General features: G+C 58.0%; 27 protein-coding genes and 2 tRNA genes. 15 read left to right on the top strand and 14 right to left on the bottom strand.

The window, feature by feature from the left end; genetic code table 11:
* Positions 1-179 precede the first annotated feature (179 nt).
* Positions 180-425: a hypothetical protein gene (locus FHT77_RS02445; RefSeq protein ID WP_016553047.1), complete on the top strand. Its 246-nt coding sequence runs from the start codon at positions 180-182 to the stop codon at positions 423-425.
* Between the two features lie 18 nt (positions 426-443).
* On the opposite strand, the gene FHT77_RS02440 is transcribed toward FHT77_RS02445, so the two are convergent.
* Positions 444-833 carry a hypothetical protein gene (locus FHT77_RS02440; RefSeq protein WP_183752194.1) on the bottom strand — a complete coding sequence of 130 codons (390 nt, stop codon included), beginning with the start codon at positions 831-833 and terminating at the stop codon, positions 444-446.
* Positions 834-1,051: 218 nt separating this feature from the next.
* On the opposite strand from FHT77_RS02440, the gene FHT77_RS02435 reads away from it, so the two are divergent.
* Entirely contained in the window at positions 1,052-1,957 is a 906-nt protein-coding gene (locus FHT77_RS02435) for a DUF1499 domain-containing protein (protein ID WP_183752192.1), read from the top strand.
* 43 nt (positions 1,958-2,000) lie between these two features.
* Here the strand turns inward: FHT77_RS02435 and FHT77_RS02430 are convergent, their stop codons facing one another.
* The 3 genes from FHT77_RS02430 to FHT77_RS02420 are packed head-to-tail and all read right to left on the bottom strand — an operon-like array spanning position 2,001 to position 3,668.
* Entirely contained in the window at positions 2,001-2,450 is a 450-nt protein-coding gene (locus FHT77_RS02430) for a thiol-disulfide oxidoreductase DCC family protein (RefSeq protein ID WP_183752190.1), read from the bottom strand.
* A 3-nt stretch (positions 2,451-2,453) separates the two neighbouring features.
* Positions 2,454-3,371 carry an MBL fold metallo-hydrolase gene (locus FHT77_RS02425; protein ID WP_183752188.1) on the bottom strand — a complete coding sequence of 306 codons (918 nt, stop codon included), beginning with the start codon at positions 3,369-3,371 and terminating at the stop codon, positions 2,454-2,456.
* Positions 3,372-3,668 (bottom strand): cupin domain-containing protein, encoded by a 297-nt coding sequence (locus tag FHT77_RS02420; RefSeq protein WP_112661495.1) that lies wholly within the window; start codon positions 3,666-3,668, stop codon positions 3,372-3,374. It lies immediately after the preceding gene.
* Positions 3,669-3,828: 160 nt separating this feature from the next.
* On the opposite strand from FHT77_RS02420, the gene FHT77_RS02415 reads away from it, so the two are divergent.
* A tRNA-Gln gene (locus tag FHT77_RS02415) sits at positions 3,829-3,903 on the top strand.
* A gap of 152 nt (positions 3,904-4,055) precedes the next feature.
* Here the strand turns inward: FHT77_RS02415 and FHT77_RS02410 are convergent.
* A complete protein-coding gene (locus FHT77_RS02410; protein WP_183752186.1) occupies positions 4,056-4,466 on the bottom strand; it encodes a hypothetical protein in 411 nt (136 codons plus the stop codon).
* Positions 4,467-4,737: 271 nt separating this feature from the next.
* On the opposite strand from FHT77_RS02410, the gene FHT77_RS02405 reads away from it, so the two are divergent.
* Positions 4,738-4,814, top strand: a tRNA-Pro gene (locus FHT77_RS02405).
* A gap of 121 nt (positions 4,815-4,935) precedes the next feature.
* Here FHT77_RS02405 and ligD read toward each other — a convergent pair.
* On the bottom strand, positions 4,936-5,979 hold the full coding sequence (gene ligD, locus FHT77_RS02400; protein ID WP_183752184.1) for a non-homologous end-joining DNA ligase: 1,044 nt from the start codon (positions 5,977-5,979) through the stop codon (positions 4,936-4,938).
* A gap of 122 nt (positions 5,980-6,101) precedes the next feature.
* Here ligD and FHT77_RS02395 point away from each other — a divergent pair, with 122 nt between their 5' ends.
* Positions 6,102-6,509 (top strand): hypothetical protein, encoded by a 408-nt coding sequence (locus FHT77_RS02395; protein WP_246719630.1) that lies wholly within the window; start codon positions 6,102-6,104, stop codon positions 6,507-6,509.
* 234 nt (positions 6,510-6,743) lie between these two features.
* The gene (locus tag FHT77_RS02390) at positions 6,744-7,400 is read left to right on the top strand and encodes an MT-A70 family methyltransferase (RefSeq protein ID WP_183752182.1); all 657 of its coding nucleotides are present in this window, start codon (positions 6,744-6,746) and stop codon (positions 7,398-7,400) included.
* Here the strand turns inward: FHT77_RS02390 and FHT77_RS02385 are convergent, their stop codons facing one another.
* From FHT77_RS02385 to FHT77_RS02370, 4 genes are all read right to left on the bottom strand, one after another.
* Positions 7,401-8,207, bottom strand: a complete 807-nt coding sequence (locus FHT77_RS02385) for a BglII/BstYI family type II restriction endonuclease (protein WP_183752180.1) — start codon at positions 8,205-8,207, stop codon at positions 7,401-7,403.
* Positions 8,208-8,266: 59 nt separating this feature from the next.
* Entirely contained in the window at positions 8,267-8,674 is a 408-nt protein-coding gene (locus FHT77_RS02380) for a type II toxin-antitoxin system VapC family toxin (RefSeq protein ID WP_183752178.1), read from the bottom strand.
* A complete protein-coding gene (locus tag FHT77_RS02375) occupies positions 8,671-9,774 on the bottom strand; it encodes a hypothetical protein (RefSeq protein ID WP_183752177.1) in 1,104 nt (367 codons plus the stop codon). The genes FHT77_RS02380 and FHT77_RS02375 overlap by 4 nt, the downstream gene beginning before the upstream one ends.
* A 68-nt stretch (positions 9,775-9,842) precedes the next feature.
* Positions 9,843-10,118 carry a hypothetical protein gene (locus FHT77_RS02370; protein ID WP_183752175.1) on the bottom strand — a complete coding sequence of 92 codons (276 nt, stop codon included), beginning with the start codon at positions 10,116-10,118 and terminating at the stop codon, positions 9,843-9,845.
* Positions 10,119-10,861: 743 nt separating this feature from the next.
* Between FHT77_RS02370 and FHT77_RS02365 the strand changes: the two genes are divergently transcribed.
* Positions 10,862-11,173: a hypothetical protein gene (locus FHT77_RS02365; RefSeq protein ID WP_183752173.1), complete on the top strand. Its 312-nt coding sequence runs from the start codon at positions 10,862-10,864 to the stop codon at positions 11,171-11,173.
* Complete coding sequence (locus FHT77_RS02360) at positions 11,170-11,355, top strand: hypothetical protein (protein WP_183752171.1); 186 nt, start codon at positions 11,170-11,172, stop codon at positions 11,353-11,355. Before FHT77_RS02365 ends, FHT77_RS02360 begins: the two co-directional genes overlap by 4 nt.
* 41 nt (positions 11,356-11,396) lie before the next feature.
* Here FHT77_RS02360 and FHT77_RS02355 read toward each other — a convergent pair whose 3' ends face one another.
* Complete coding sequence (locus FHT77_RS02355) at positions 11,397-11,942, bottom strand: hypothetical protein (RefSeq protein WP_183752169.1); 546 nt, start codon at positions 11,940-11,942, stop codon at positions 11,397-11,399.
* 184 nt (positions 11,943-12,126) lie between these two features.
* Between FHT77_RS02355 and FHT77_RS02350 the strand changes: the two genes are divergently transcribed.
* The 3 genes from FHT77_RS02350 to FHT77_RS02340 all read left to right on the top strand — a co-directional run bounded on the left by FHT77_RS02350 (position 12,127) and on the right by FHT77_RS02340 (position 14,341).
* Entirely contained in the window at positions 12,127-13,209 is a 1,083-nt protein-coding gene (locus FHT77_RS02350; protein ID WP_183752167.1) for a DUF262 domain-containing protein, read from the top strand.
* Complete coding sequence (locus FHT77_RS02345; RefSeq protein WP_183752165.1) at positions 13,196-13,714, top strand: HEPN domain-containing protein; 519 nt, start codon at positions 13,196-13,198, stop codon at positions 13,712-13,714. The genes FHT77_RS02350 and FHT77_RS02345 overlap by 14 nt, the downstream gene beginning before the upstream one ends.
* Positions 13,715-13,999: 285 nt before the next feature.
* Positions 14,000-14,341, top strand: a complete 342-nt coding sequence (locus FHT77_RS02340) for a hypothetical protein (protein ID WP_183752163.1) — start codon at positions 14,000-14,002, stop codon at positions 14,339-14,341.
* Positions 14,342-14,848: 507 nt separating this feature from the next.
* On the opposite strand, the gene FHT77_RS02335 is transcribed toward FHT77_RS02340, so the two are convergent.
* The 3 genes from FHT77_RS02335 to FHT77_RS02325 form a co-directional block, all read right to left on the bottom strand.
* Positions 14,849-17,695, bottom strand: a complete 2,847-nt coding sequence (locus FHT77_RS02335) for an ATP-binding protein (protein WP_183752161.1) — start codon at positions 17,693-17,695, stop codon at positions 14,849-14,851.
* Positions 17,696-17,775: 80 nt separating this feature from the next.
* A complete protein-coding gene (locus tag FHT77_RS02330; protein ID WP_183752159.1) occupies positions 17,776-18,183 on the bottom strand; it encodes an Ohr family peroxiredoxin in 408 nt (135 codons plus the stop codon).
* 52 nt (positions 18,184-18,235) lie between these two features.
* Positions 18,236-19,543: an epoxide hydrolase family protein gene (locus FHT77_RS02325; protein ID WP_183752157.1), complete on the bottom strand. Its 1,308-nt coding sequence runs from the start codon at positions 19,541-19,543 to the stop codon at positions 18,236-18,238.
* A gap of 226 nt (positions 19,544-19,769) precedes the next feature.
* Here FHT77_RS02325 and FHT77_RS02320 point away from each other — a divergent pair, with 226 nt between their 5' ends.
* The 4 genes from FHT77_RS02320 to FHT77_RS02305 all read left to right on the top strand — a co-directional run bounded on the left by FHT77_RS02320 (position 19,770) and on the right by FHT77_RS02305 (position 23,881).
* Entirely contained in the window at positions 19,770-20,165 is a 396-nt protein-coding gene (locus FHT77_RS02320) for an Ohr family peroxiredoxin (protein WP_183752155.1), read from the top strand.
* Positions 20,166-20,232: 67 nt separating this feature from the next.
* Complete coding sequence (locus FHT77_RS02315) at positions 20,233-21,264, top strand: DUF3095 family protein (protein WP_183752153.1); 1,032 nt, start codon at positions 20,233-20,235, stop codon at positions 21,262-21,264.
* A gap of 82 nt (positions 21,265-21,346) precedes the next feature.
* A complete protein-coding gene (locus FHT77_RS02310) occupies positions 21,347-22,237 on the top strand; it encodes a DMT family transporter (RefSeq protein WP_183753847.1) in 891 nt (296 codons plus the stop codon).
* A 351-nt stretch (positions 22,238-22,588) separates the two neighbouring features.
* Positions 22,589-23,881, top strand: coding sequence for an epoxide hydrolase family protein (locus tag FHT77_RS02305; RefSeq protein WP_183752151.1), 1,293 nt, complete (start codon positions 22,589-22,591; stop codon positions 23,879-23,881).
* Positions 23,882-23,885 lie beyond the last annotated feature (4 nt).

The following is a 23,885-nucleotide window of genomic DNA, read 5'->3' as shown; positions in this document are numbered from 1 at the left end:
ACGAAAATTTCCCGCAATCAGATGACGCTAATCACCGGTTACAGTCAACTAAAAGAATGGGTTAGGGTTACGAGCTGATTTTGCGATCACGGCCTGCCGGCCGATCCGGCGCGTGAATGGCTTTCGCCCGCCCGGGATCGTCTGTAAGAAGGCGGCTCGCACGATATTGGAAGGCAAGCATGGCACTGCGCGATCGATTCTCGAAGAAACTGACCTGCCCGCAATGCGGCAATACCGGTTTTGCCGAAGCTTCCGAAATCGATGATCCGAAGCGCAAGCATCCGGGTTTCAGCGTCGACCACCTGCCGCGCGGCTTCTTCATCCAGCGCCCCTCCAATCATCAGGAAACCTGCATGATCAAATGCGAATGCGGCCGCAAATTCCCGTTTCGCAGTGTGGCCGAGGCAGCCGCGGCGCGCGACTAGCCCTGAAAGAGCTCGAGGTCAGAAACGTTCGAGGACCTTGATGAAGGCATCGGCGAAACGGACGAGGTGGGCTGTCGCGGGATCCGGTGCTTCCATCCGGATTTCGGTGCCGCTGTGATCGAGTACAGCGAGAACGACACGCATCTTCTCGTTGGAGGAGGGGATGCGGAGCACGGCGATCCGCTTGCAGTCGTCCATCAACCCCTCGGCTGGAAGGTCGAAAAGGAATTCGCCGCCGGCCTTGGCCGAAGCCACGCGCACCGTCTCACAGAAGTCGGATTTGCCATCATATCCGTCGAGCGACAATTCCAGTTCCAGAAGCTCTATCGGCAGAAGCGGATCTGCATGATCGGCTGTCGCCCCCAGCGTCGGCGCCTGGGTTCCCGATGCGAGCTCCGGTGCAATCATTGCCCTTCTCCTGTTGGTCGGTTGCAGCGCGAACCACACAACTGCAAATCAACGAATATCAGAAAATGCTCACGCACGCCATTGTCGTCTTCTCCGTGGATTGCGTGCCTCGGATCGACACAACAGTTTCAATTTAGGCGAATCTTGCACTAAACAAGTCGAGGGCGATTTTGCGCGTTCATGCGGGACGCGCCGCTTGCGAGTAACCGGTAAGTTTGATGGCAATCCGTTTCGACCGCCCCGTTTCAAGTGCCGCCCGCTTCTCGCGGCGCTTCGGGGCATTTGCGCTGGTTCTTTGCCTTGCCGCCCTGGTCGGTCACCGCTTCGCCGGCCTTGCCACGCCATACCTGGTGCTGGTGCTGATTGTCTCTGCGGGCTTCGCACTGCTGGCGGCGCTGCTTGCCTTCGCCGGCCTCCGCAGCCTTTGGCTGACAGGGGCCGAAGGTGGGCTGGATGCCTTGAAAGCCTTGATTTTTGTTGCTCTTCCGCTGGCGCTCGGCGCAATTGCTGCCGAACGATATTTCATGCTGCCGGCAATCTACGACGTCTCGACCGATCTCGTCTCCGCCCCGGATTGGCTGAAGACACCGAATGCCGACCAGATCTGGCTGAAGCGCCCGCCAGCTGCGACGCCGGAGGACCGTGAAAAGCAACTGGAGGCCTATCCGGAGCTGACCGGCCGTCGCTACGACGGTGCGATAGACCGCGTGCTCCAGGCCGTGAAGAAGGTCGCCAAGCAGAGCGGCATTCGGATCACTCGCGCCGATGGCGACGACGAGCCAAGCGATATCGACGATCGGCCGGTCAAGCCGCAGCCGGATGATGGCGCGGTTGCCGAGGCACCGGAGGCCGTGCCGATCCCGACGCCGCGGCCTTATGATGACGATGTCGCGCAGCTGATTCGCCGGGCCAATGGCGTCACGCTCCAGGGCGAAACCCGCACCTTGGTCCTCGGCTTGCGTTTCGACATCGTCATCCGTTTGCGCGAAGAAGCCGAAACCACCCTTGTCGACGTCAGGGTCGCCTCACGCTACGGCCCTCACGACCTTGGCCTCAGCGCAGATGTTGCCGAGGACTACCTGAAGGCTCTGGATTCCGAATTGCTCGGCATCGCCGGCAGCTAGTCGCGTTTAAGTTGGGCCGTCGGGACCAGTCGTCCTCGATTGATTACCCTAGGAATCGGCGCCTCTGATCCGGGCTAGGCACGAAGCAGGTGGCTCGCCTGCCGGCAATGCGCAGACGGTTTCGCGCCACGAATTCGTAGAGCCTGTCGGCAAGCCCCCGCGGGAGCAGTCGAAGGACGCCTATAAGTGACCAGGGAAAGCCAAGCGCTTCGATCATACGGATCGTCCCTCTCGACTTGAAGTGCGCGCGTCCGTCTTCGATCAGGATATTGGTTTCGTAGTCGCGTCCATCGAGCCCGTAGTGGCGATAGAGCGCTTCCCCGAGTGGCGATTGCGCCGCAAGAAAGCGATAGCGCTCAGCCTTGTCGCGCCTCAGCACGAACTGGACCCACGCCGAGCAGAACACGCATTCTCCATCGAAGACGATGAGAGGCTTGTCATCCGCGAATTCGGGCACGCCGGCATCGGCGCGATAGCTGTAGGCCTCGCGCACGGACTATCTCCGCTTTGCCGGCCGGAATGACCCGAGCAGGGCAGGCGGCCCGTCGGTTTCGATCTCACCGCGCTCCAGCAGATCCTCGATATGGGCAAGCACCGAGAGGGCGGCGGCGCCGTGCAGGCGTGGATCCGTTTCGCGATAGATGACCTTTACCATTTCGGGAATGTTGCGATCGCCGGCTCGGATGCGGCCGAGCACAGCCCGTTCGCGCATTCGTCGATGGGTTTTCAGCGCCCGCATGAACGAGATCGGCTTGTGCACGGGGCCCCCATGTCCCGGAAGCAGAATGCGGTCATGCCGCGCAATCAGCTTGTCGAGGGAGGCCAGGTAATCCGACATGGAGCCGTCTGGCGGTGCGACGATGGAAGTTGCCCACGCCATGACATGATCGGCGGAAAACAGGATCCCCGTCCCCTCGAGCGCGAAGGCCGCATGGTTGGCGGTGTGTCCCGGCGTCAGGACGCCGGTCAGGCTCCAACCGTCGCCCGCGATCGTTTCACCATCGCGAATTGTGATGTCGGGTCTGAAATCCAGGTCCGAGCTCTCGGCAAAAGGGTTGATCTCGCCTTGGTGCAGCGGGCGGGCGGCGCGGTGCGGTCCCTCGGCCACGATCCGCGCGCCGGTCGCCGCCTGCAGGCGCCGCGACAGCGGCGAGTGGTCGCGATGTGTGTGGCTGACGAAGATGTGGGTGACCTCGCGTCCATCGAGCGCTGCCATCAAGGCCTGGAAATGTGCCTCGTCCTCGGGGCCGGGATCGATGACGGCCGTGGATTGATCCCCAATGATGTAACTGTTGGTACCGTAGAAGGTGAAGGCGCTCGGGTTGTTGACCGTGATGCGCTGTACGCCCGAGGCAACTGGCACGGCTTGGCCATAGGCGGGCTCGAAAGCCAGATTGAATTTGGGACTTGCCATTTATTTGTATTCGATCTCGATGAAGGACATCGGTTGATCGCCGGCATTGACGACATTGTGCTCGGTGCCGGCATCGCGCCGGTAGGCGGCGCCCTTGGCAATGTCGACCCTGCGGCTGCCGTCCTTCTCCTCCAGCAGGAACTGGCAATCGGTCATCGGCACGACGACGTAGCCCATTCCATGCGTATGGACGCCCGTATCGGCGCCCGGCTCGAAGTCCCAGCGCGTGATCCGAACCACGGCGTCGTCGAGCAGCAGCGTTGCGAGGGCAGGCGGTCGGGCACGGTATTGGCTCATCGTCACTCCATCGTCCTGGACGGCTGACGCGAGACCTAGCATGGTGACGCAGAAAGCGCACAGAAATATGCCACGGCCCGAAACTTAATGATTGTGACGGCAGGCGAGCTTTGCTAAGCAGGCGTCGATTTGGCAAGCGGTCTCCGCTTTCAAGCTCTGGTGGGGCGTCGCCAAGCGGTAAGGCACCGGTTTTTGGTACCGGCATTCCCAGGTTCGAATCCTGGCGCCCCAGCCACTGAACTCCAGCAATGATAAACACTCGCTTGCGCAGATGTCAGCTGCGACCGAAGCCGCGTGGCGACACGCGATGAGTGGCACCCACTCGGTACAAAAAAGGCGACCCGTCGTAGGGCCGCCTTCCAAAGCCACTTGCTGTGCCGTTTCTTACTACGCGGGCTGTGCCGGTGCCAGGAACTCGGCACAATAGGACGGGCCGTTGACGCCCGGGATGTCGCCGACGACGCGGATGCTGCGGATCGTGTAGTCGGAGCTGGTGACGATTTCGGCCTGGCAGCGCAGGTACTGCGTGCGGGCCGCCGCGATCTGCTTGCCGCGCTTGCCGTCCGTACCGTCCGCATATTTTGCCGGAACCCGCACGGTCTTGTAGCCACCCTTCCAGGTGTAGGTGACGCCGGAGCCGTTTTCGACGTCGTTGATCGGCGGGCCGAAGGCGGCGAAGAACTTTCCGGCGGACTGGCCAACCCAGCGGCTGGAAATCGGATCGGCAGAGGTCTGAATCGTCGTGCAGCCGGCAAGCGCAATGGCAAGCCCAGCCGCGGCAAAGGTGCGGAGTTTCATTCTTTCGTCCCTGAAATGTTGTCGCGCATTCGACGGCGGGAACTGCTGGTCTGCAGCGGTTTCCGCTTGTCCCGCCGAGCGCTTTAGCGCGGAACCCGGCAAAAGAAAATCGGCCCGCCTTCGCAATCGCAAAATTTGCCGCAAGTGTGTCTTTTTGTTCCACTTACGCGGCCGAGATGGGGGCTGGCCGCGTCTGTAAAAAATGCGCCGGCTTTTGAATTTTGGTGCTTGCGCAACAGGATGGGCCGGTCTATAGAGGCGCCGCTGGTCACGGAGTGTAGCGCAGTCTGGTAGCGCACCACGTTCGGGACGTGGGGGTCGCAAGTTCGAATCTTGCCACTCCGACCAGCCTACAACACCTTGTCCCGAAAGGTTTATTAGCTTTATCTAATCATATTTCATTGGCACTACGTATTGCTCTTCTGACAGAAACGCTGACAGAAACTCGGGTTTCTGTCAGGCCGACGGATCACTCAATCTCGTAGATGTCCGCCGCATCGGCTGAATCGCGCAGCCCCTTGTACGAGGCATGCCTCAGCTTGTCATCGTGCGTCCAAGCCCGGTACTCGATTTCCGCGAACAGGCTAGGGCGCACCCAGACCACGTTCTTTCGGCGTCCGCCGTAATCGACCGCCGGCTTCTTCGCCACGAGCTTGTCGAGTTGCTCTCGGAGCTTCCAGGCCGCTGACTCTTTGAATCCGGTGCCAACCGACCCCACGTAGACCAGCTTGCCGTCCTTCCGCGCCGCAAGCAGCAGCGCGCCTATGCCGGCACGGGCGGACAACGAATGCTCATAGCCAACGACGGCGAAGGTGTCGCTTTGAACGCATTTGACCTTTACCCAATCGCCGCCTCGACCCGAGCGATACGGACTGTTGCGGTCTTTGCCGATGATGCCCTCAAGTCCATGTTCGCACGCTGCTGCAAGGAGTGCAGCGCCGTCGGCTTCGACTTCCTCGGACAAGCGGATCGCGCTATCGGTGCCGCTAGGGATGATGCCTTCGAGAAGATGACGCCGCGCTGACAATTCGGTGTTCAGCAGGCTGTGGCCATCGAAATAGAGCAGATCGAACGCCATCAGGATCGAGGAGACGGAGGTCTTCTTTCCGCCGCGTCCGCCGAGAGACTGCTGGAGAGCGCTGAAATCTGATCGTCCCTGTTCGTCGAGGACGACCGCCTCGCCGTCGATGATCGCCATCCCGACACCGAGCTTGCGGGCGGCGTCGGCGATCGCGGGAAACCGATCCGTCCAGTCGTGGCCGCCGCGGGTGATGATGCGGACCCTGCCATGGTCGAGGTGCACCGCGACGCGGTATCCGTCCCATTTAACTTCGAATGCCCACTGTGGGCCGACCGGCGGCTTCTGCCTCAAGAGCGCTAAGCACGGCTCGATGCGGTCAGGCATTGGGTCGAGGGGGAGGGAGGGCTGCGCCGGATCGCGTCTCCGGCGGGGCTTGCCTCGCAGAGAGGTTTCCTGTTCGTGGAGCAGTGGTTTACTAGGGCGCTTTACCATTGATGGTGAGTACAGCAGGTAAAGTTTAAACCAAAGTTGCTAGAAGCGGTCAGTGAGGGCGCAACCGCAAGCATTGCCGCCGAAGCGACTCGCTGTAAGATGCTCTTAAACTGGGGGATTTCATGGTCGGTCAATTTCATTCGTTCGTTTCGACGATCTATAATGGCTGGGCGCTATTTGCCTGTTTTGCCTACACTTTCGTCGTCTACATCTTCGCCCTCGAGAAGCTCGTCGAGAAACGGATGTATCGGGTTATCCAGGTCGCCAGCGCGGTTTGCGTGGCGACGGCAGCGTATCTCGCGGTGATCGGAGCGTACCAGGCAATCGACTGGGTCAATCCATTTGCCGGCAAGAGCGACGAGCTTGCGAATAGCGTCCACAACCCGAAAGGCTGGCTGATCGTTGCCCTCATCGTCGTCTGGCCGTACCTGCTAATGGTTATTGGAGTGGTCGTAGGTTTTATCGCGCAGCGTGAGTTCCGAGGTGCTACGCGTTGTCTCAAGGGTCGAGCGGCACAGGTCCGCCCGTAAGCCTTCCCAGCGAAGCAATGTTCTGGCGCAAGCGTTGACCCGACTCGAAAAATAGAACAGAAGAGGAACGCGATCGTTTGGCAACAGAGCCGGCAAAATCTCGGTTTTCGAGATTTCCACAAGGACGACACCAGCTCCGCATGCTATTGCGATCTTAACGATGCGGAAATGTAAATGCCCGATCTTGCCGATTCTGCACCCTCGGCAAACTCCCGGGATTCTAAGGAGATTTTGATGTTAGACCGCCCAGCCGCTCCAACACCATCTCAGGATTTCCTGGATTTCACTGCGGGTCGCAAGTTCGCGACAATTATGGCGGACCCGCCATGGCAGTTCGTAAACCGCACCGGCAAGGTCGCTCCCGAACATAAACGCCTGTCGCGCTACGGTACCATGGCGTTGCCAGAGATCATGGAATTGCCTGTTGCTAAGGCGGCCGCGGCGACGTCGCACCTGTATCTTTGGGTTCCAAACGCTCTTCTGCCTGAAGGCCTTGAAGTCATGAAGGCGTGGGGCTTCCAATACAAGTCTAACCTCGTCTGGCACAAAATCCGTAAGGACGGCGGCTCTGACGGTCGTGGCGTCGGTTTCTATTTCCGCAACGTCACCGAACTGATCCTGTTCGGTGTTCGCGGCAAGAACGCGCGCACCCTCGATCCGGGCCGATCACAGGTCAACTACCTGTCCTCTCGCAAGCGTGAGCATTCACGCAAGCCAGATGAGCAGTATCCCCTGATCGAGGCTTGCTCGCCGGGGCCGTACCTCGAGATGTTCGGTCGCGGCGTCCGTAAGGGATGGGCGACCTGGGGTAACCAAGCCGACGAGGCATACGAGCCAGATTGGAAGACCTACGGCTACAATTCCGCCACTGACCGAGTGGCAGCCGAATAATCAGTCGGCTGCGTCTGCGATGCCTTCTTCGATAAGGCTTTCTTCCTCGCGCTCGATGTCCTCCAGCTGAAGGTTTTCGTCGAACGTAACGATGCTGGAGGGCAGCCCGATGAGTACGAGAGGGCAGGGGTTTCCGACGCCACGGTGGACCCTATCCTCAAGCTTAGACCAATGCGTCGTGGCCTGTCCGTATTTGTCCGACACGAACTGGCTCGCCCACGCCTCCTCGTAAGATTGTCCGGCCCGCATGCGACGCTCGACTTCCTTGTTCTGACGCGCGGTTCGGCTCATCCCGAAGGCAGTGACGGCCTCATGTGAGTTCAGGCCGCGCTCCGTCGCGAAACGCTGCACCATCGCTTTCAACTCATCTTGCATCGATGTGCCGCGGGTGATGATGACGCCGACCGATATCGCGCCATCGGCATGAAGGCGTTTGAAATTTTCAAGATCGCGGTCGTAGAAGGGGTCTTTATTGTTCCATTCTATCTCGGCCGCGATGACGCCGGGACTGAACGCCTTCACGTGATCGATCTCGTGCGAGATAGCCTCTCGAGCGACGCCGTTGATCCGTTTTTCGACGGTGAAATTCATCTTCTCCCAGCCGCGATCAGCGAGCGCTCGACGAAGCCGCTGCGTCCCCTGTGACTCTCCGCCACCGGAACCCACGATTTCCTCGATCGGGATCGACAAGGAGCCAATCGTCTCTTCAAGTTCGGCTACAGCCTGCGGGAAATCGACGCTCAGGATTGCTCGGGCGTGACTGTGGATGTCGACTTGGAAGCCGCGTTCTATGAGTGCGTCGAACATTGATCTATCGCTGTGATTCGGTCCCCGATCTTACCACAGCCAGTCGTTGCGTCTCTGGCTCACGGGGGAACGATCAGCACGAGGTTCGGAAAGTATTTCGTAAAATCTCGGGCATTGTCTGTCATCAGCGGCGCGCCTTCTTGATGCGCGTCTGCACCGATGAAAAAGTCAGGCAGCAGGCTGTTCTTCGGGCCTTTGTTGGCCTTCTTGTAAGTGTGGTAGGCACGCCCAGCGCCAAACAGCGCGTCGTCGCTGCCAGGATATCGCTCGACGCCGAGTGCTGTGAGGACCTGGTTGATCTCGCCGACGTCCTTCATCGAAACGCTTACTTCCGAGTAAACGACGTCCGAGATGACGACAGGTCCGACTTGCTTCCTGTCATTGAATTTGTCGAGAGACCACTGATGATTAGGCTCGGTGGTTTTGATCAGGGAGATCAGGATGCTGGAGTCCATGAAAGTGGTCATTCGCCCCTCATCAATTTCATAAGCTCCTCGGCTGTCATGCTGGGTTCGATGTTTTCCTGCTTCAGTCTGTCGAGCGCGGCCTGCGTGCTTCTCTTCACGAACTCGGCGAGGTCGAATTCCTCGAGGTCGTCGGGCGACAAGTCATCAAAGCCAGCGTACTTCGCGAGCATTGCGCAAGCTGCCGGAATGCTCTTGAGGACACGGGGATTGGTACTGTGGATCGCACCACGTGGACGGGGATCGTTTTTCACGAAAAACTGGACGTCTGGGATCAGGGTGAGCGTGCGTTCCTTTGTGGCGTCGTCCGAGAACCGGTTTCGCCCGCCACAAGCGTCGTAAAGAGTGACGAGGTGTTTAATTGCGAGCTTCTTTTCCAGTGTCGAACGGCCGGTCAGTTCAAGGAAGCCATATTCCGTGAGAAGGCCCGCGTATTCGTTGGGCGACGTGGGCGAACGATCGAGTAGGCGGTCTTCGATGATGCGATCAAGCGCCAGGAAAAGGCAGTCTACCCACCAGCGCTCGATGCGTGTCGTGTTCATTTCCTTGAGGCGGCCGCCGATGAAGAGGTAGTTCAGGTTGGTCGCAAGCTTTCGTGTCGTCTCGGCCTGATAACGAGAATCTGTCTTAACGAACCGTTCGATATCGTCGGCGCTGACCGCTTTCGTTTCCCAGTTCAGTCTCCCAGCGATTCGCTCTCGCACGTACGCATTCGCCCACAGCGCTGGACGCCTCTGCTCTCTTCTGGCACCCGTCCATCGTCCAGCCAAGCTCAGCAGGAAGACGAAAAGAGCGAGCTTGTCGAAACGAGGAGAGTGTTCCCAGTTGATGGCCTGAAATACCAGCTCGTCGGCGCATAGGTGATCTACGCCGCGGACCGACTTGTTGAAGAGGAAGAAGTTGATCGGGATATAGTCGGGTCGACCGGCAGACCGCACGCGACTGCGGAACTCTTCGCGAGGGACGTCTTTCATCTCGCCGTTGAAGCCAAGGCGGATGATGTAGTGCAATTCCGACAGCCCAGCCGATGGTCGCCCCCAGCTGAAGTTCTTGGTGAAACTTCCCGGCCTCCAGATTTCAGTTTTGGGGATGTCAGTAGCCATTAAATTCCACAAACCGTTTCGGCGATGAACCTATCCGGCATTCGTAAAAATACAACTTCAAGAACGCGTCAGCCCTTGACCGTGTTGAAAGGCGTCGGCCGCCAAGGGTAGGCCCGAAATGAATTGCGAATTGTCGTGCCAGGCATCTGCGGCTCGCGGTCGTCAGCATATTTGGAGATGTCGGCCGTAATGTCGGAGAGAATACGTTTCCCCTGCGTCTTCGCCCGAAGCCCCTGTCGAAACGTGCGATAGACTTCATCAAGCGGACGCGACGGCGGCGGCACAGGCTCGGTTGCAACGCGCTTCTTCTTCACAGTGCGCTTCTTCACCTTTGGTCTGGCCACGGCATCCCCCGGTTCTACCTCAGCTTGAAGCTACCATTGCTTGACTCGCGTTGCTATCCGGAACAAATAAAGAACATGAGGCATCGGAAAGGTACTGAATTGACCCGCGGCGGCCGTGGCTCTCCGGTTTATGTCGGAGAGCTCGAAGACGTTGCGACTGACTTGAGAAGGATGATGGAGTGGGAGTGCGTCGGTGGTCGATGCGTCAAGTGCGAGCGCGAGGCGTGGCTGGATCGATGGGACCTTCAACGGGGTCGGTCTAGCATAGTGCTTGCCGAAGTCGCCAAACGACTACGGTGCCGAGCATGCGGCAACACTGAAGGCAATAGGATCATCCTCGGTCGCCTACCGCGAGACTAGAACACGAAATAGACGATGGCACCGACGACCGAGCCGATTAAAACTACATGTGCGGCTACTTGGCAGTATGACATCCAGAATGGGGGCATTTCGGCCTGACGTTCGCGCTCGATCGCCTCCAGCCTCTCGCGTGTCTTGCTTGGCTCTTCTCCAAGCTGTCTCCGAGCTAGGCTTTCGGCCCAGGCATTCCGCGGATGCCAAAAATCACGCCAGTGGTGGATGAACTGCGGATGCTTCATATCAATGACCCTTCCCCCGAGATAACGCGCCGGGTGGTACACGGGCTCCGTTAACGTGTCGATCGCTATGTTTTTGCGACCGGCTTGCCGGAGGGAATCGAGCCCGGCATGTATGCGTGAACGACGGCGCACGGAGGCTTGGACATGGCGAATTATGGTTCCCCCGCTCATACGGCTGCCATGGGCAATGCCGCGGGCATGTTGGTTCTCGCCGGAGCTGGTGTCGGCCTGGCAAACGCTATCGGCGACGGACTCGCGGCCGCAGCGCGCGTCCGTTACGAACGCCGCTACGACGACGCCTTGTCGGCGGCGACATCTCATGCAGAGACGATGGAAGCATTGGCACGCACGTCGATGGAAATGGTTGCTGAGCTTGAGGCCGATAACGCCCGGCTGCGCGCTGCCTGTCGTCAGCGCCAAGAAGTCATCGACATCCTGAAGGCGCGCCGAGCATGAAATCCACTCTGACCGATGAGGAATGGCAACTGGTCTACGACTACTACGGCGACGTCGCTCATCAGTATCCTGAATTGCATCAGGCAATGCTTCTCATTGCCAGATCACAGGATATTTCTGCGACAGCGAAAGCGATCCTCGAGAGAGCGACAGATGTGCCACCAGCGCAGGCGACGATTTGACCTGAAATGAAAGGCCCGCCAATTTGGCGGGCCTTCGAGCATTAACGGGCGAGTTTGAATTCCGAGGATGCTCCCTCGCTCTTGAGCATGAGAGAGCGGACTTTCCATTTTTCTTCGTGTGACAGTTCGCGCTTCCCGGTGCTTTCCTTGACCGATCCGATGACAGGCACACCGAAAACGCCGTGCTCGTCGCCGGCGACGAACTTTCGAACCGCGCCGATGCCGGACTGTTGGAGCGCACGCAGCTCCGTGTCGTCCATGGACAGAAGGGTCAACCGAACATCGGGTGTTAGCGCCGACAAATCCATTGTCGGCCGGGCAGCAGGCAGCGCCTTGGCGTAGCGCATGACAGTCGAAATGCCATCCCGATCAAGATCATGAACGGCTGCCTGCCTACGAGCGGCTTCGAACTCGTCGAGAAGCTCGGTACTCGACATCGTCGGCGTGAACTCGGGCCGTGGCATTGGCGCGCCACCGCTGCCGAACATCGCGCGGAATGGTGAAAACACCAAGTCTTCAGCCCAGCGCAGGCCCGCGACACCGGCCTTAAAGAGCTTAGCTATGGCATCTGCAATTGCTTTCAACATATTACGTTCCCTGTCTGTGTTGACGGCAAGTCTTCGACGATCGGTAGCAACCGACAAATAAGCTGGTCGGCCGGCCATTTACGAGACGTTCCGGTGACAATTCGCACGGGGATACAACCGATCCTCGGATTGACTGCTCCCATGAAACTCTCGATGTTCTTCCATGCAACCAAGGGGCAGTGGCATGGCAGAGCAAGAAATCGAGGAAGAACTCAAGACTGAAGAGGAAATAGAGGAAACGGCGTTTGTTGAATTCGATATTTCGGTGTCACCCGCTGATCCCACTCTGGAGCTGCTTGCGAACAAGGTTCAAAGCAACGACATCATTGTCCCATTCTACCAGCGGAAATACGTCTGGAAAATCGAGCAGGCGTCGAGGCTCATAGAATCTTTCCTGATGGGCCTCCCGGTTCCGCAGGTCTTCCTGTACGTGAACGATGACGACCAACTGGAGATAATCGACGGGCAGCAACGCATCATGTCGGTCAAGTACTACTTCGAGGGATACTTTGGGGAGACCGACTCTCAGGGTCGACGCCAAGTTTTCAGGCTGAAAGGCCTCTCTGAACGCTCGGAATACAACGGGAAGACCTTCAGCGAGCTATCGCCCCGGGATCAGCGACGCCTCCGTAACACTTCACTCAGGGCGATCCACATCAAGCAGCTGAAACCCAGCGCTAGAAACGACAGCGTATTCCACATTTTTGAGCGCTTGAATACCGGTGGAACCCAGCTGAAACCACAGGAAATCAGGAATGCGGTATACCGCGGTCGGATTGTCGAGGAGCTCCGAACTCTGAATGACAACGCCGACTGGCGGAAAATTTTGGGCATTCCGCGCCCAGACAAAAACCAGAAGGATGTCGAAATAATACTCAGACTCTTCTCGTTGTTCGAGATTTGGGGAGAGTACGAAAAGCCCATGCTTCTGCATCTCAACAAGCAGATGCAGGCTAACAGAGACTTCGCCAGTGATCGGTCAGCGAGATTCAAGAAGCGCTTCCCTGAGGTCGCGAAGCTTGTCGCCGACAACCTGACTCGTCCCTTCAGACCCAGGAATGCTCTGAATGCAGCGATGCTCGAAGGCGTCATGATCGCACTTCTTGAAGACCTCAAAATTACGGGCGAGGAGCTCAAGGCACGTTACGCGGTACTTACGGGGGACGCCAAATTTGACGAATACCTGCGAGACGCGACTACAAACACATTAACTGTGAGAGAGCGGATAAAGCGCGCAAAGGACTTGTTAGGCGATGCCCAGGGCTGACATCGACGCGCATTTTTCCAAAATAGACGACTTGATCTCAGAAATTGATGGCTTGGTACCTCCCGACTCCGGTTACAGGGCGGTACAATTTCGAGCTGATTTGGCAGGTCTTCTAGTGGTTGCGATGGCCGCGACCTATGAGACATGTGTAAAAGAAGTCCTTTACGAGTACGCCGACAGGCATCACATCGCGTTCGGTGGCTACGCCCGCCGGAGCTACGAAAAAATTAACAGCCGTGTGCTGGTCAAAGACCTAACCAAGTACTGCGAAATTTTCGATCCCGCTATCAAGGTGCGCTTCAAGAACCGCCTGAGAGAAAAGAAGGCCGCGTTGCTCCAACGAACCGGGAAAAACATCGAGACATCATATGAGCAGATACTCGATTGGCGGCATGAGTTTGCACACGCAGGCAATCGTAATACCACTATCGAGGAGGCGACGAAAACGCATCGCGTCGGTAAGCGGATCATTTACCTATTCGACGATGCATTTCACCGGCCATGAGCAAATTAGGGTTTGGGGCACTCATGTGGCCCTCCCCTACGTGAAGACCCCGGAAGGAGCCCGCCGGGGTCTCGCGTCGAAACCTCGATCCTAGCGGTTGGCGGTGTAGGCCATGTCAACAACATCGAAACAGGAACTTGCGTTCTGCTTCCTGCACCAGCTTGAACGCAGCGGATTCAGACCCGGGCAGCATCGCCTGTGCTTCACGCAGCACTACAATAGTTAGACCCATCGACTTCTGCATTTCATCAGCGAAGGGATCGTTGAAGAAGATTCGAGCAGATCGTGAGTGTCGAGACCGTCGTCGGGATCGATCTCCATATACGTGTGGGGATTCTTCGCGAAAAAGCTCGCGAGTTCCGCACGCGGACCAGCTACGATTTCATCGGCCGTGAAAACGACGACAGGGTCGACGATGTTCACGGCAGGCGATGTCATGCATGTCAGGAGTGCATCCTTGAACTTGGCGATCGCGGTATAGGTCGCCGCGATGTCACGTTCAGGGATACGTTAGGTAGTCGGCTTGGCCATGCCAAGTCCTCCAGCCCGGATCGGTGCGAAAACCGGGACCTGAGATTACAGGGCCGCACCTATAATCTCGGAGAAATGATGATCAGCCATACGTGACTCCTCAGTTCGTTTCGACCTACATGTCATATCTGACGACATGGTAATTCAACCTGAAAACATGCGGTTAATTGCCAGCATACGATTTTGACGGCCATTTAACGAACATATGTTCGGGCCGGCATTTCAGGCCAGTCACAAACAAACGCTAGATCATCGACCTCATAAGATACGAGAGATCACGTCGAAGACGGTAATCCGTTCGTTACGGGTTGGATCGGTGGCTTTGTTTACAATCGCCACGTCCAAAACGAGGACTTGGATGCCGTCCATGAGCGGCATTTCCGCACAATCTGCACGGACTACAGCGCCTCGGTCTTCGAGCGCTGGACAAGCGCCAACCACTGGAGCAGCGTTTGGTGCAGCGATTACAAGGATCGCCTCTGACGGCCCGCCTAGACGAGGGGAGATTGGCTGGCGGGGAACCGCGTTAGCCTCCGTGACCACCCAATCACCTTGGACGGGGGGCGGTGGCGGCATCGATTGAAAAAGCCTATTTCCTCGGGTTCAGGTTACGCATCGCGACAACACCTCCTTCGAGGTCTCCAGATCATCCGTCGCGTGGCCTTCATCGAACTCTTCGACAACCGGCCGAAGGAGCGCTGCCGCATCGTCTAGTTTGTCGGATGCCACCAGCAGAGCGGCGAGGTCGCGAGTAGAACGTAATCTCCATCCCTTTGCCCCCATCTTTCGGCCGGCCTCGATCGCGGCTGCGAGGCATGCGCCCGCTTCTCCCGCAGTGGACATGGCCAGTAGAAGGTGGGCCTTCGTGCGCATTAGCTCCGGGAGGTAACAAAAATCTCCTTTGGTCTCGACCAGGTTGATTGCGGTCTCGACCCTACCAAAACCTTCGTTGACGTGTCCTATCTTCATCAGCCCCTCTATCAGCGAGAGCTCAAGCATCGTTGTGAAAACTTCATAGTTCGATGCATGTAGTCTTTCGACACATCGACGGAGGCTATCGATGCCTGCGACAGCGTCGCCGCGGCGAATCGCGATTTCTGCCTCAAAGCCTCTGGCTACTGACACGTAAGGTGACAGAGAGTGCAGGCCCGCACGAGAAATCAGCCAATTTATGTGCTCTTCAGCGCTCTCAAGGTCACCCCGCCACAGGAAGACAGCAATGCCCCCAAGCAGGGCGATGCAGAGCGTCAGCGAGTGGTCCGCTTCCGCCGCTTCCTTGATCGTTTGCCGTGCCCTGAATTCAGCCTGGTCAGGAAGGCCTTGCAGCCAAAGGTTTCTTGCGAGTATTCCGCCTGCCAGCCCGCGACCCTGGAAGCCGACGTAGCTTCCTGGCGCGCGGCTCGGAAGCGGATCGCTCGATAACGCGGCTTCCAGTTCGACCCTGGCGCGGCTAAGTTTGCCGCTGAAGTGCAATGAATTGCCGAGGAAGAAGTGTCCAAGCGAAATCGCTGACGCCTCTCCGGTTGCCTCAGCTACGGAGGAACACCGAGAGGCGCACTGGAGCGCCGATTTGAAATCTCCCGTCCGGAGATGAAACATGTTCAATGGGCCAAGAACCTTTAGCTGATCGACCGCGTCTCCTCGTCCCTCTGCTATCTCGAGGCTCCTGGTGAGCGCGGGAAGCGTTTCACGGCCGCCGTGAAGATACATGCGGGAGATGCCGCGGCCAGCCTGAAGATGCATCTCCTCACGGCTTCCTCGATGATGGTCTCCCATTGCTGAAAGAGCGCGCTCGGACCAGCGCTGGCATTCTGGAAAGAGCGACATCGCCTGAAATACAGGAACAGCTGCGGCAGCTAAGCTGATACCCACATCCACATTGCTGCTATCGCTAAACGCCCATTCCAAAGCCGCGCGCACGTTGTTGATACCGAGGAAGTAGGGCAGTCGTTCAGGGCCGCTGGAGAGCGATGGCCAATCCGGGCCAAACTGCTCCAACCAGCGTCGGTAATAAGAAGCATGGCTGCTAGCCAATTTGGAGCGGTCGTCTTCGTTCTGCCTATGGAGCGCGTAGGCGCGCGTTGTATCGAGCAATCTGTAACGCATCATCGCGCCAAACGAGCTCGCGCTCAGCAGAGACTTGGCAACAAGACTGTCGATAGAACCAAACAGTGCAGGTCGGTCAAGGGATGGCGTTGCGATTACCTCCCAGGCGGCATCAAGCGTGAAATCGCCAACGAAGACAGCCAGCCTCTCGAGAACGGTGCGATCGAGTTCTGACAGCAGCCCGAAGCTCCAGTCGAGTGTCGCTTGCAGGGTCTTCTGACGAAGGGGCGCGTTGCGCGAACCAGCCCACGCCAGGGCGAAATGCTGATCAAGCAGGGCGGCGGTCTGGGTGAGACCGTAGGCCTCGACCCGCCTCGCGGCCAGTTCCAGCGCGAGGGCCATTCCGTCCAGCTTACGGCAGATCGCCGCGACGACACGCGCGTCATCGTCAGTCATGTTAAAGGCCGCTCCGCTCGCGGCGATGCGTTCGACGAACAATTGGGAGGCTGGATAGGAGAGGATGGCCTCGGCAGTCATTTCCGGATCGACCGGCGCGCAGGCCAGCGTGTCGAGCTTGTAGATGCTTTCGCCTTCGATCCTGAGGGCTTCGCGGCTCGTGACCAGGATGCGGACCTGCGGCGCGGCGTCGATTATGCTTGATGCAAGGTCTGCCACGGTATCGATCACGTGCTCGCAGGTATCGAACACAAGAAGGATACGCTTGTCTCTGAGGTAGGCGAGCAGGTTGGGGCGTACGTCATCGGAGCCGACGGGTATTCCGAGCATGGACGCAAGCGCGGGTGAAACGAGTGATGGATCACTTAGCGTTCCGAAATCAGCAAGTACCGCGGCTCCATCGAACGTCGTCGCCAAATGATTGGCCAATGCAATCGCGACGGTGGTCTTGCCGACGCCTCCTGCGCCCACGATGGAAACGACGGGAAACCTCGACACCCTATTCGAGAGGTCAAGGATATCACCCTCGCGCCCGACCATGCGTTCCAAGCGGTTGGGGAGATTGGCATGCCTGAATTTCGCCGCGCCATCATCAGTCACCAGCACGTGGGCCGAGCCTTTAATCGGCGCGACGAAACAGTAGCCGCGCCCGGGGATTGTGGTGATGTAGCGCGCGCCATCCTGCCCGTCGCCGAGGGCTTTGCGCAACCCCGTCATGTGGAAGCGCAGATTACCCTCCTCAACGACAACGTCCGGCCAAATCCGGGACATTAGATCGGATTTGCTCAAGAGGGTGTTCGGAGCTGATGCTAAAGCGATCAAGAGGTCCAACGCGCGCGCGCCAAGCTCTACCGGAACCCCTTCCTTTGCAAGCAGCCGCTGACCGACATTCAGACAAAAAGGCCCGAAGGACAGGTCACCTGCAACATCGCCGGTCGCCCGCGTCATTTCCATTCCCTCTAACCGACTCCACCGCGCCCGTTATACTCCAACGCCTGCTAGGGAGCCATGGTGACCCGAAGTTCGGCTCACACTAGATTGTAGAAGGCATGGATGTTGCCGTGTGTTGCCCGGCAATATGGGCACTCATGCCGAGCCGCCTCAATCAAAAGCGATGCGCTCTCGCGATCTAGCCCTGGCAGGTAGATGTCCAGGCGGACGCCGACGACGTATCCCTGGTCGTCCGAGGATAACTCCACATTGGCGTATATCCTGACATCTGCGTGGAGCTTGATCGTTCTAAGGTCTGCAATCCGCTTTAGCGAGCTCGCGAAACTCGCCGACCAAGCGATGGCGACAAGCTGCTCCGGGTTCGTACCGAGGCGATTGCCCGACGGGTTTGAAAGTCTAATGTCCAGAGCACCATCCGAGCTGCGGGCGAAGCCGTCATCTCGGCTGCCAATCGTCTCGGTCCTGGCAGTATGTACATGTTGCATGATCGACCCCGGGGAAAGAGGAAGGCGCGCGCAAGGCGCGCGCCTGAAGCGGTCAGCTGGCCTTCCGCAGGCTTCGCAAACCAGTCCGGACTTCATCGACAAAGAGCTTGGGCTGTTCCCAGGCCGCGAAATGGCCACCCTTTGCAACCTTGTTGAAGTGAATTAGGTTAGGGTAGGCGGCCTCGGCCCAAGCCCGCGGCGTCGCGTACAGCTCGTCCGGGAAGACGCTCAACGCGACAGGCACCTTGACACCCTTGGGCGAAAAGAAGGCGATCTTGTTTTCCCAGTAAAGACGGGCCGCGGAAACACCTGTGTTCGTAAGCCAGAACAGCGTGACGTTGTCCAGCACGTCGTCCGGTGTCAGCCCTTCTGGTTTTCCATCGAACGAGCGGGAGATCATCTCCAGGCTACGCGCGTCGTGATCCAGCATGAACGTTGCTAGTCCGACGGGCGAATCGGCCAACGCGACAAGGGTTTGTGGCCTCGTCCCCATTTCAAAGGCATAATAGACGTGCTTATAGAAGAACGCGAGCTGCTCGTAGGCCGCCTTTTCCTCATCAGATAGGCCCGCTGGAACTGGTTTGCCGGCGAAAGCTGCTTGGTCGACTTCCGGGGGGACGGTCTCGGGGAAGTTCGTGTGGATGCCGAGCAGTTCCGGAGGTGCCTGCACCGCGATCTGATTGGTGACGATACCGCCCCAATCGCCTCCCTGCGCAGCAAATCTGTTATAGCCGAGACGCCGCATCAAGGTTGTCCAAGCACTAGCGATACGCTCTGGTCCCCAGCCCGTTGTCTCCGGCTTGCCGGAGAACCCGAAGCCGGGCATAGAAGGAATGACCACGTCGAACGCGTCGGAGGCATCTCCGCCGTGGGCGGTGGGGTCGGTTAGAGGACCAATAATCTTCAACTGCTCTACGATAGAGCCGGGCCAGCCATGCGTCACGATCAGCGGCAGAGCATTTTCATGCTTTGAACGAACGTGGATAAAGTGGATATCGAGGCCGTCGATTTGCGTTATGAAGTTTGGGTAGCTGTTGATCCGGGCCTCGACCTTGCGCCAGTCGTACTTTGTCTGCCAATGACGTAAGACCTGCCTCACTGTCTTCAACGGGACACCCTGCGAGAAGTCAGCCACGGTCTCTTTTTCCGGCAAGCGGGTTGCTGCTAGCCGCCGCCGCAGATCGACAAGGTCGACTTCTGGAATGTTGACGTGAAAGGGACGGATCGATTCCGGATCAGCAGAGGCGTGCGAAGGGGTCGGAAGCAGGCTTTCAATGCCGAGTGCTGCTACACCGAGGGCGGCGGCAGCAAAGAGACGACGGCGATCCTGATCGATGACTTCAATTTCGGTGGTGTTCATGATCTCTCTCCCGAGAACTAAGGTTGAACGTCTGCACCGTTGTGCTGTCATGAAAGCTACGCTGGGGCGCTACGAAGCTCACGTTAGACGTTGTTAATCCTTGTTTGTTGAAGAGCACTGGCAATCAACGTCTAACAACGCCTAACGTGCAATTCCGGTCGTCCGGCAGTACCTCTCTTACCAGCACAACGGTGCAGACACTCAACAAACACAGAGGAGTTTCGCCATGACACATAAAGTTCTTTTCACTGGTAAGACCCACAACACCAACGGTCGAGACGGTGGCGCACGCAGCAGCGATGGCCATCTGGACCTCAAGATGAAGCAGCCACATCCGGCAGCCGAAAATCTGTTCGGTGCCGCTTGGTCCGCCTGCTACATGGGTGCCATCGAGTACGCCGCGTCGCAGAAGCACATCAAGCTTCCGGAAGGAATCGCGGTTGATGCCGAAATTGACCTGAATTTGGAGGAGGGTTCGTTCTTTCTCAGCGCTCGCCTCAACGTAAGCGTACCTGGTGTCGACCGTGCAGTTGCGACGGAGCTACTGGATGACGCCCATGGTATATGCCCCTACTCGAAGGCAACCCACGGCAGAGTGGACGTTGTAACGACCCTCATCTAACGAAAGCCCGTCTTGCCTGACCTGCCACAACGGCAGGCCAGGCAAATCTCTGATGCAGGAGGCTTTAATGAACAAGGCATTCCGACACCTCGAAGCCAGCAGTGATTTCGCCGAACTGTTGGACACCACAGGCTACACCCCGTTACCCGATGACTGGCTGGTTGGCATAACCGATGTCGTCGGCTCAACGTCAGCCATCGCGCGGGGCCAATTCAGGGATGTGAATTACACGGGCGCTTCCGCGATAGCAGCACTTGGCAACGCGTTCGGCAATTACGACTTTCCATTCGTTTTCCGTGGCGACGGCGCAGCGTTCGCATTTGGTCCCGATGCGGAGGAAGTCGCGACCGGGGTCTTACGGCGGGTCGCAGGCCACGCCCGCGACCATTTGCAGCTTAAACTCAGAACCGGTCTGGTTGCCGTGAAAGACATTCGCACGGCCGGAAGCGATGTGAAAGTCGCACGCTATGCCGCATCGGAAACCGCAACATATGCCATGTTTGCTGGCGGAGGGTTGAACTGGGCAGACCGGCAGATCAAAGCCGGAAATTACGCGCTCTCGCCGTGTGAGGAATACGCAAAGCCCGATCTCGAAGGGCTGACTTGCGAGTGGGCACCCATCGCAAGTAGGCGTGGTGAAATCCTTTCCCTTCTTGTGGAGCCACAAGATCACATGAGGCCGGGACCTTTCACCCAGCTGGCAAGGCGATTGCTTCCCGTTCTTGGCTTAGAGGATGGCTCGTCGCATCCCGTTCCCGATGATGTCCTGATCGCCAACTCCGTTGCGGATTACCTCGGCGGCAAGGGATGGGCAGACGTTGTTCTGAACTCGGACTACAGGCGGTTCGATGACGTGTTGCGGCTGACCCTAGACTGCACGCCGGAGCAGATCGCGGACGCCGAAGCGCTTTTGACGTCTGCCTACTACAAGGGCGAAGTTTACTTCGGGATGCATCGCCAATCTCATGCGCTGATGACCTGTCTCGTACCGATCGGCAAGCGAGGGTCTCATTTGCACTTCGTGGACGGGATGGGGGGCGGCTATACGGCCTCGGCTTCATTGCTCGAGGCTCGAAGGAATGCTCATAAACCGCGTTGACGCGATCATCAAACCAGCTTCGGGACGCCCAACATCGAAGCTTTGCTACAACTACGTTTCTCAGACACTAGAGATTTTTTTCATGACACTTGACCGTTTCGCTCCTGCTATTTTTGTATTTCTCTGGTCAACCGGCTGGATCATCGCGAAGTACGCCTCGCTACACTCTGAACCCTTCTCGTTCCTTGTGATCCGCTACGCGCTTTCGGCAGTTGTCTTCTGTGCGATCTCCCTCGCCATCAGGGCGAAGTGGCCCAAGGGTGCTTTGGCGTGGCGGGCGATATATTCGGGTATTTTCTTACACGGCTTCTATCTTGGGGGTGTCTGGTGGGCGGTGGCGCACGGAGTTCCGGCCGGCATCTCGGGCATCATTGCTGCCATGCAGCCTCTTCTTACCGCACTGGCAGCTAACGCCATTATAGGCGAACGCCTGCGTTCGTCGCAGACGGCAGGTCTCGCACTCGGTTTTGTCGGCATTGCCTTGGCCATTTCACCGAAACTCATGCAACCCGGCACGTCTGATCTCCTGCATGCTGGAATTCCGCTTGCGGTGAATCTCGCCGCAATGTTCGCTGTAACTTTTGGGACGATCTATCAGAAAAAGCACCTTCAAAATGGTGACCTGACAGCAATCGCGACGTTGCAATATCTTGGTGCACTGGGCCTGACAGCTCCTTTCGCACTGGTGTTCGAGACGTTCCGCTTCGATGGCACCCTCGAGACCTACGCGGCTCTGGCTTGGTCGGTATTCGGGATTTCGGTGGGGGGTATCGCTCTGCTTCTTTATTTGATCCGCCGAGGTCAGGTCTCGCGCGCCGCGTCCCTAATCTATCTCTGCCCGCCCACGGTAGCGATTCAGGCTCTCGTCGCGTTTGGCGAGCCACTTACCCCTCTACTGATCGTTGGCACGATGATTGTCGCCGTCGGGGTATACCTTACCAATCGTAAGGCACGGTTAGTCGCAAAGGCGTGAACGGTTTTCTACGAGCAGCTTCCAACGGGCGCTGCTCGTAGAAATCAACGTAGGCTTTGTAGGCTTTTCTGACATGTCCGCATAATTCCGTCCAAGGGCGCTCGCGTCCAACACGCGCCGAGTTCGAATTAGGGCTGTTACGTGTGGAGAGGGCAAGCAGAGTCGCGCTCCTCTTTTACCCGAAAGTGCAATTGACCAGATGCTGGCGGCGTTCTTCAGTCATGTCGATGCGACGAACAGAAACTAAGTCTTACACCATCGTGTCACGTATACGATCTGGTAATAGCCTGATCGAACTGCCCTCCTACAATGTACCAGCGATGAACTTGTCGCTGCACCAGGAGGAAAATCATGTCTTACTTATCATCTGCCATGACCCGTCGAACCGTACTCCTTAGCGCGGCTGCTGCCGGCGCGGCAGGAATGTTGGCCGGGAGCACCGCTGTCGCGTCTACAACTGACGCGCAGGCAATAAAACCGTTCAGCTACAAGGCAACCGACGAAGACCTCGCCGATCTTAGGCAGCGCATCCTCGCCACGCGGCTGTCAGAAAAGGAAACGGTATCTGACTTCTCACAGGGGGTGCCGTTGAAAACAATCAAACAGGTTACGAAGTACTGGGCTGATCAGTACGATTGGCGGAAGGTCGAGGAGAGGCTTAATGCCTATCCCCAGTTCATTACTAATATCGACGGCCTGGACATTCACTTCATCCATGTTCGTTCCAAGCACAAAAATGCGTTGCCAATCATTGTGACCCACGGCTGGCCGGGTTCGATCGTCGAGCAACTGAAGATAATCGAGCCTCTGACGGACCCGACTGCACACGGCGGTTCCGAGGGTGACGCATTCGATGTCGTGATCCCTTCGATGCCGGGTTACGGATTCTCTGGCAAACCCTCCGAGACCGGATGGGGACCGGAGAGGATCGCGAGCGCATGGATCGAGTTGATGAAGCGGCTTGGCTACAAACGATATGTGGCCCAAGGCGGCGATTGGGGCGCTGTGGTGACTGACATGATGGGCGTTCAGGCTCCGCCGGAACTCGTCGGCATCCACACCAACATGGCGGGCGCGGTTCCTCCGGACATCGACAAGCTTGCCTTTTCGGGTGCTCCGACGCCGGCAGGGCTGTCAGCTGACGAAGTCCGGGCATACGAGCAGCTCGCGGGGTTCTACAAGAATGTTTACTATGCCTTTGAGATGGGAACGCGGCCGCAAACGCTTGTAGGCCTTTCGGACTCTCCCGTCGCCTTGGCGACCTTCATGCTCGACCACGATGCTCGTAGCCTTGAACTCATCGCCCGATCCTTCGACGGCCAGAAGGAAGGCCTTTCGCCTGACGACGTGCTAGACAACATCACGCTGTTCTGGCTGACTAATACGGGCGTGTCCGCGGCACGCTTGTATTGGGAAAACAAGCTTCCCTTCTTCGCCCCCAAAGGAGTAAAAATTCCCGTGGCGGTCAGTGCTTTCCCGGACGAACTGTATCAGATGCCAAAGAGTTGGGCTGAAAAAGGATATCCGAACCTCGTGTTCTACAATAGGCCGGCGAAGGGTGGACACTTCGCCGCGTGGGAACAGCCGGTGCTGCTTACCCAAGACTTGAGGGCGGGTTTTAGTGCGCTCCGCAAGGAAATGTAGGATT

This window comes from Rhizobium sp. BK181, assembly GCF_014193305.1.
Lineage (GTDB): Bacteria > Pseudomonadota > Alphaproteobacteria > Rhizobiales > Rhizobiaceae > Rhizobium.
This window is presented reverse-complemented; position numbering and strand designations above follow the sequence as displayed.

Coding starts and splice junctions, on each gene's coding strand:
- FHT77_RS02440 (WP_183752194.1), bottom strand. CDS start 833: ATGATTGCACCGGAGCTCGCATCGGGAACCCAGGCGCCGACGCTGGGG.
- FHT77_RS02325 (WP_183752157.1), bottom strand. CDS start 19,543: ATGAACACCACCGAAATTGAAGTCATCGATCAGGATCGCCGTCGTCTC.
- FHT77_RS02420 (WP_112661495.1), bottom strand. CDS start 3,668: ATGAGCCAATACCGTGCCCGACCGCCTGCCCTCGCAACGCTGCTGCTC.
- FHT77_RS02330 (WP_183752159.1), bottom strand. CDS start 18,183: ATGCAACATGTACATACTGCCAGGACCGAGACGATTGGCAGCCGAGAT.
- FHT77_RS02305 (WP_183752151.1), top strand. CDS start 22,589: ATGTCTTACTTATCATCTGCCATGACCCGTCGAACCGTACTCCTTAGC.
- FHT77_RS02410 (WP_183752186.1), bottom strand. CDS start 4,466: ATGAAACTCCGCACCTTTGCCGCGGCTGGGCTTGCCATTGCGCTTGCC.
- FHT77_RS02360 (WP_183752171.1), top strand. CDS start 11,170: ATGAAATCCACTCTGACCGATGAGGAATGGCAACTGGTCTACGACTAC.
- FHT77_RS02425 (WP_183752188.1), bottom strand. CDS start 3,371: ATGGCAAGTCCCAAATTCAATCTGGCTTTCGAGCCCGCCTATGGCCAA.
- FHT77_RS02385 (WP_183752180.1), bottom strand. CDS start 8,207: ATGTTCGACGCACTCATAGAACGCGGCTTCCAAGTCGACATCCACAGT.
- FHT77_RS02350 (WP_183752167.1), top strand. CDS start 12,127: ATGGCAGAGCAAGAAATCGAGGAAGAACTCAAGACTGAAGAGGAAATA.
- FHT77_RS02355 (WP_183752169.1), bottom strand. CDS start 11,942: ATGTTGAAAGCAATTGCAGATGCCATAGCTAAGCTCTTTAAGGCCGGT.
- FHT77_RS02335 (WP_183752161.1), bottom strand. CDS start 17,695: ATGACGCGGGCGACCGGCGATGTTGCAGGTGACCTGTCCTTCGGGCCT.
- FHT77_RS02375 (WP_183752177.1), bottom strand. CDS start 9,774: ATGGCTACTGACATCCCCAAAACTGAAATCTGGAGGCCGGGAAGTTTC.
- FHT77_RS02445 (WP_016553047.1), top strand. CDS start 180: ATGGCACTGCGCGATCGATTCTCGAAGAAACTGACCTGCCCGCAATGC.
- FHT77_RS02390 (WP_183752182.1), top strand. CDS start 6,744: ATGTTAGACCGCCCAGCCGCTCCAACACCATCTCAGGATTTCCTGGAT.
- FHT77_RS02315 (WP_183752153.1), top strand. CDS start 20,233: ATGAACAAGGCATTCCGACACCTCGAAGCCAGCAGTGATTTCGCCGAA.
- FHT77_RS02395 (WP_246719630.1), top strand. CDS start 6,102: ATGGTCGGTCAATTTCATTCGTTCGTTTCGACGATCTATAATGGCTGG.
- FHT77_RS02345 (WP_183752165.1), top strand. CDS start 13,196: ATGCCCAGGGCTGACATCGACGCGCATTTTTCCAAAATAGACGACTTG.
- FHT77_RS02365 (WP_183752173.1), top strand. CDS start 10,862: ATGGCGAATTATGGTTCCCCCGCTCATACGGCTGCCATGGGCAATGCC.
- FHT77_RS02320 (WP_183752155.1), top strand. CDS start 19,770: ATGACACATAAAGTTCTTTTCACTGGTAAGACCCACAACACCAACGGT.
- FHT77_RS02310 (WP_183753847.1), top strand. CDS start 21,347: ATGACACTTGACCGTTTCGCTCCTGCTATTTTTGTATTTCTCTGGTCA.
- ligD (WP_183752184.1), bottom strand. CDS start 5,979: ATGGTAAAGCGCCCTAGTAAACCACTGCTCCACGAACAGGAAACCTCT.
- FHT77_RS02435 (WP_183752192.1), top strand. CDS start 1,052: ATGGCAATCCGTTTCGACCGCCCCGTTTCAAGTGCCGCCCGCTTCTCG.
- FHT77_RS02380 (WP_183752178.1), bottom strand. CDS start 8,674: ATGACCACTTTCATGGACTCCAGCATCCTGATCTCCCTGATCAAAACC.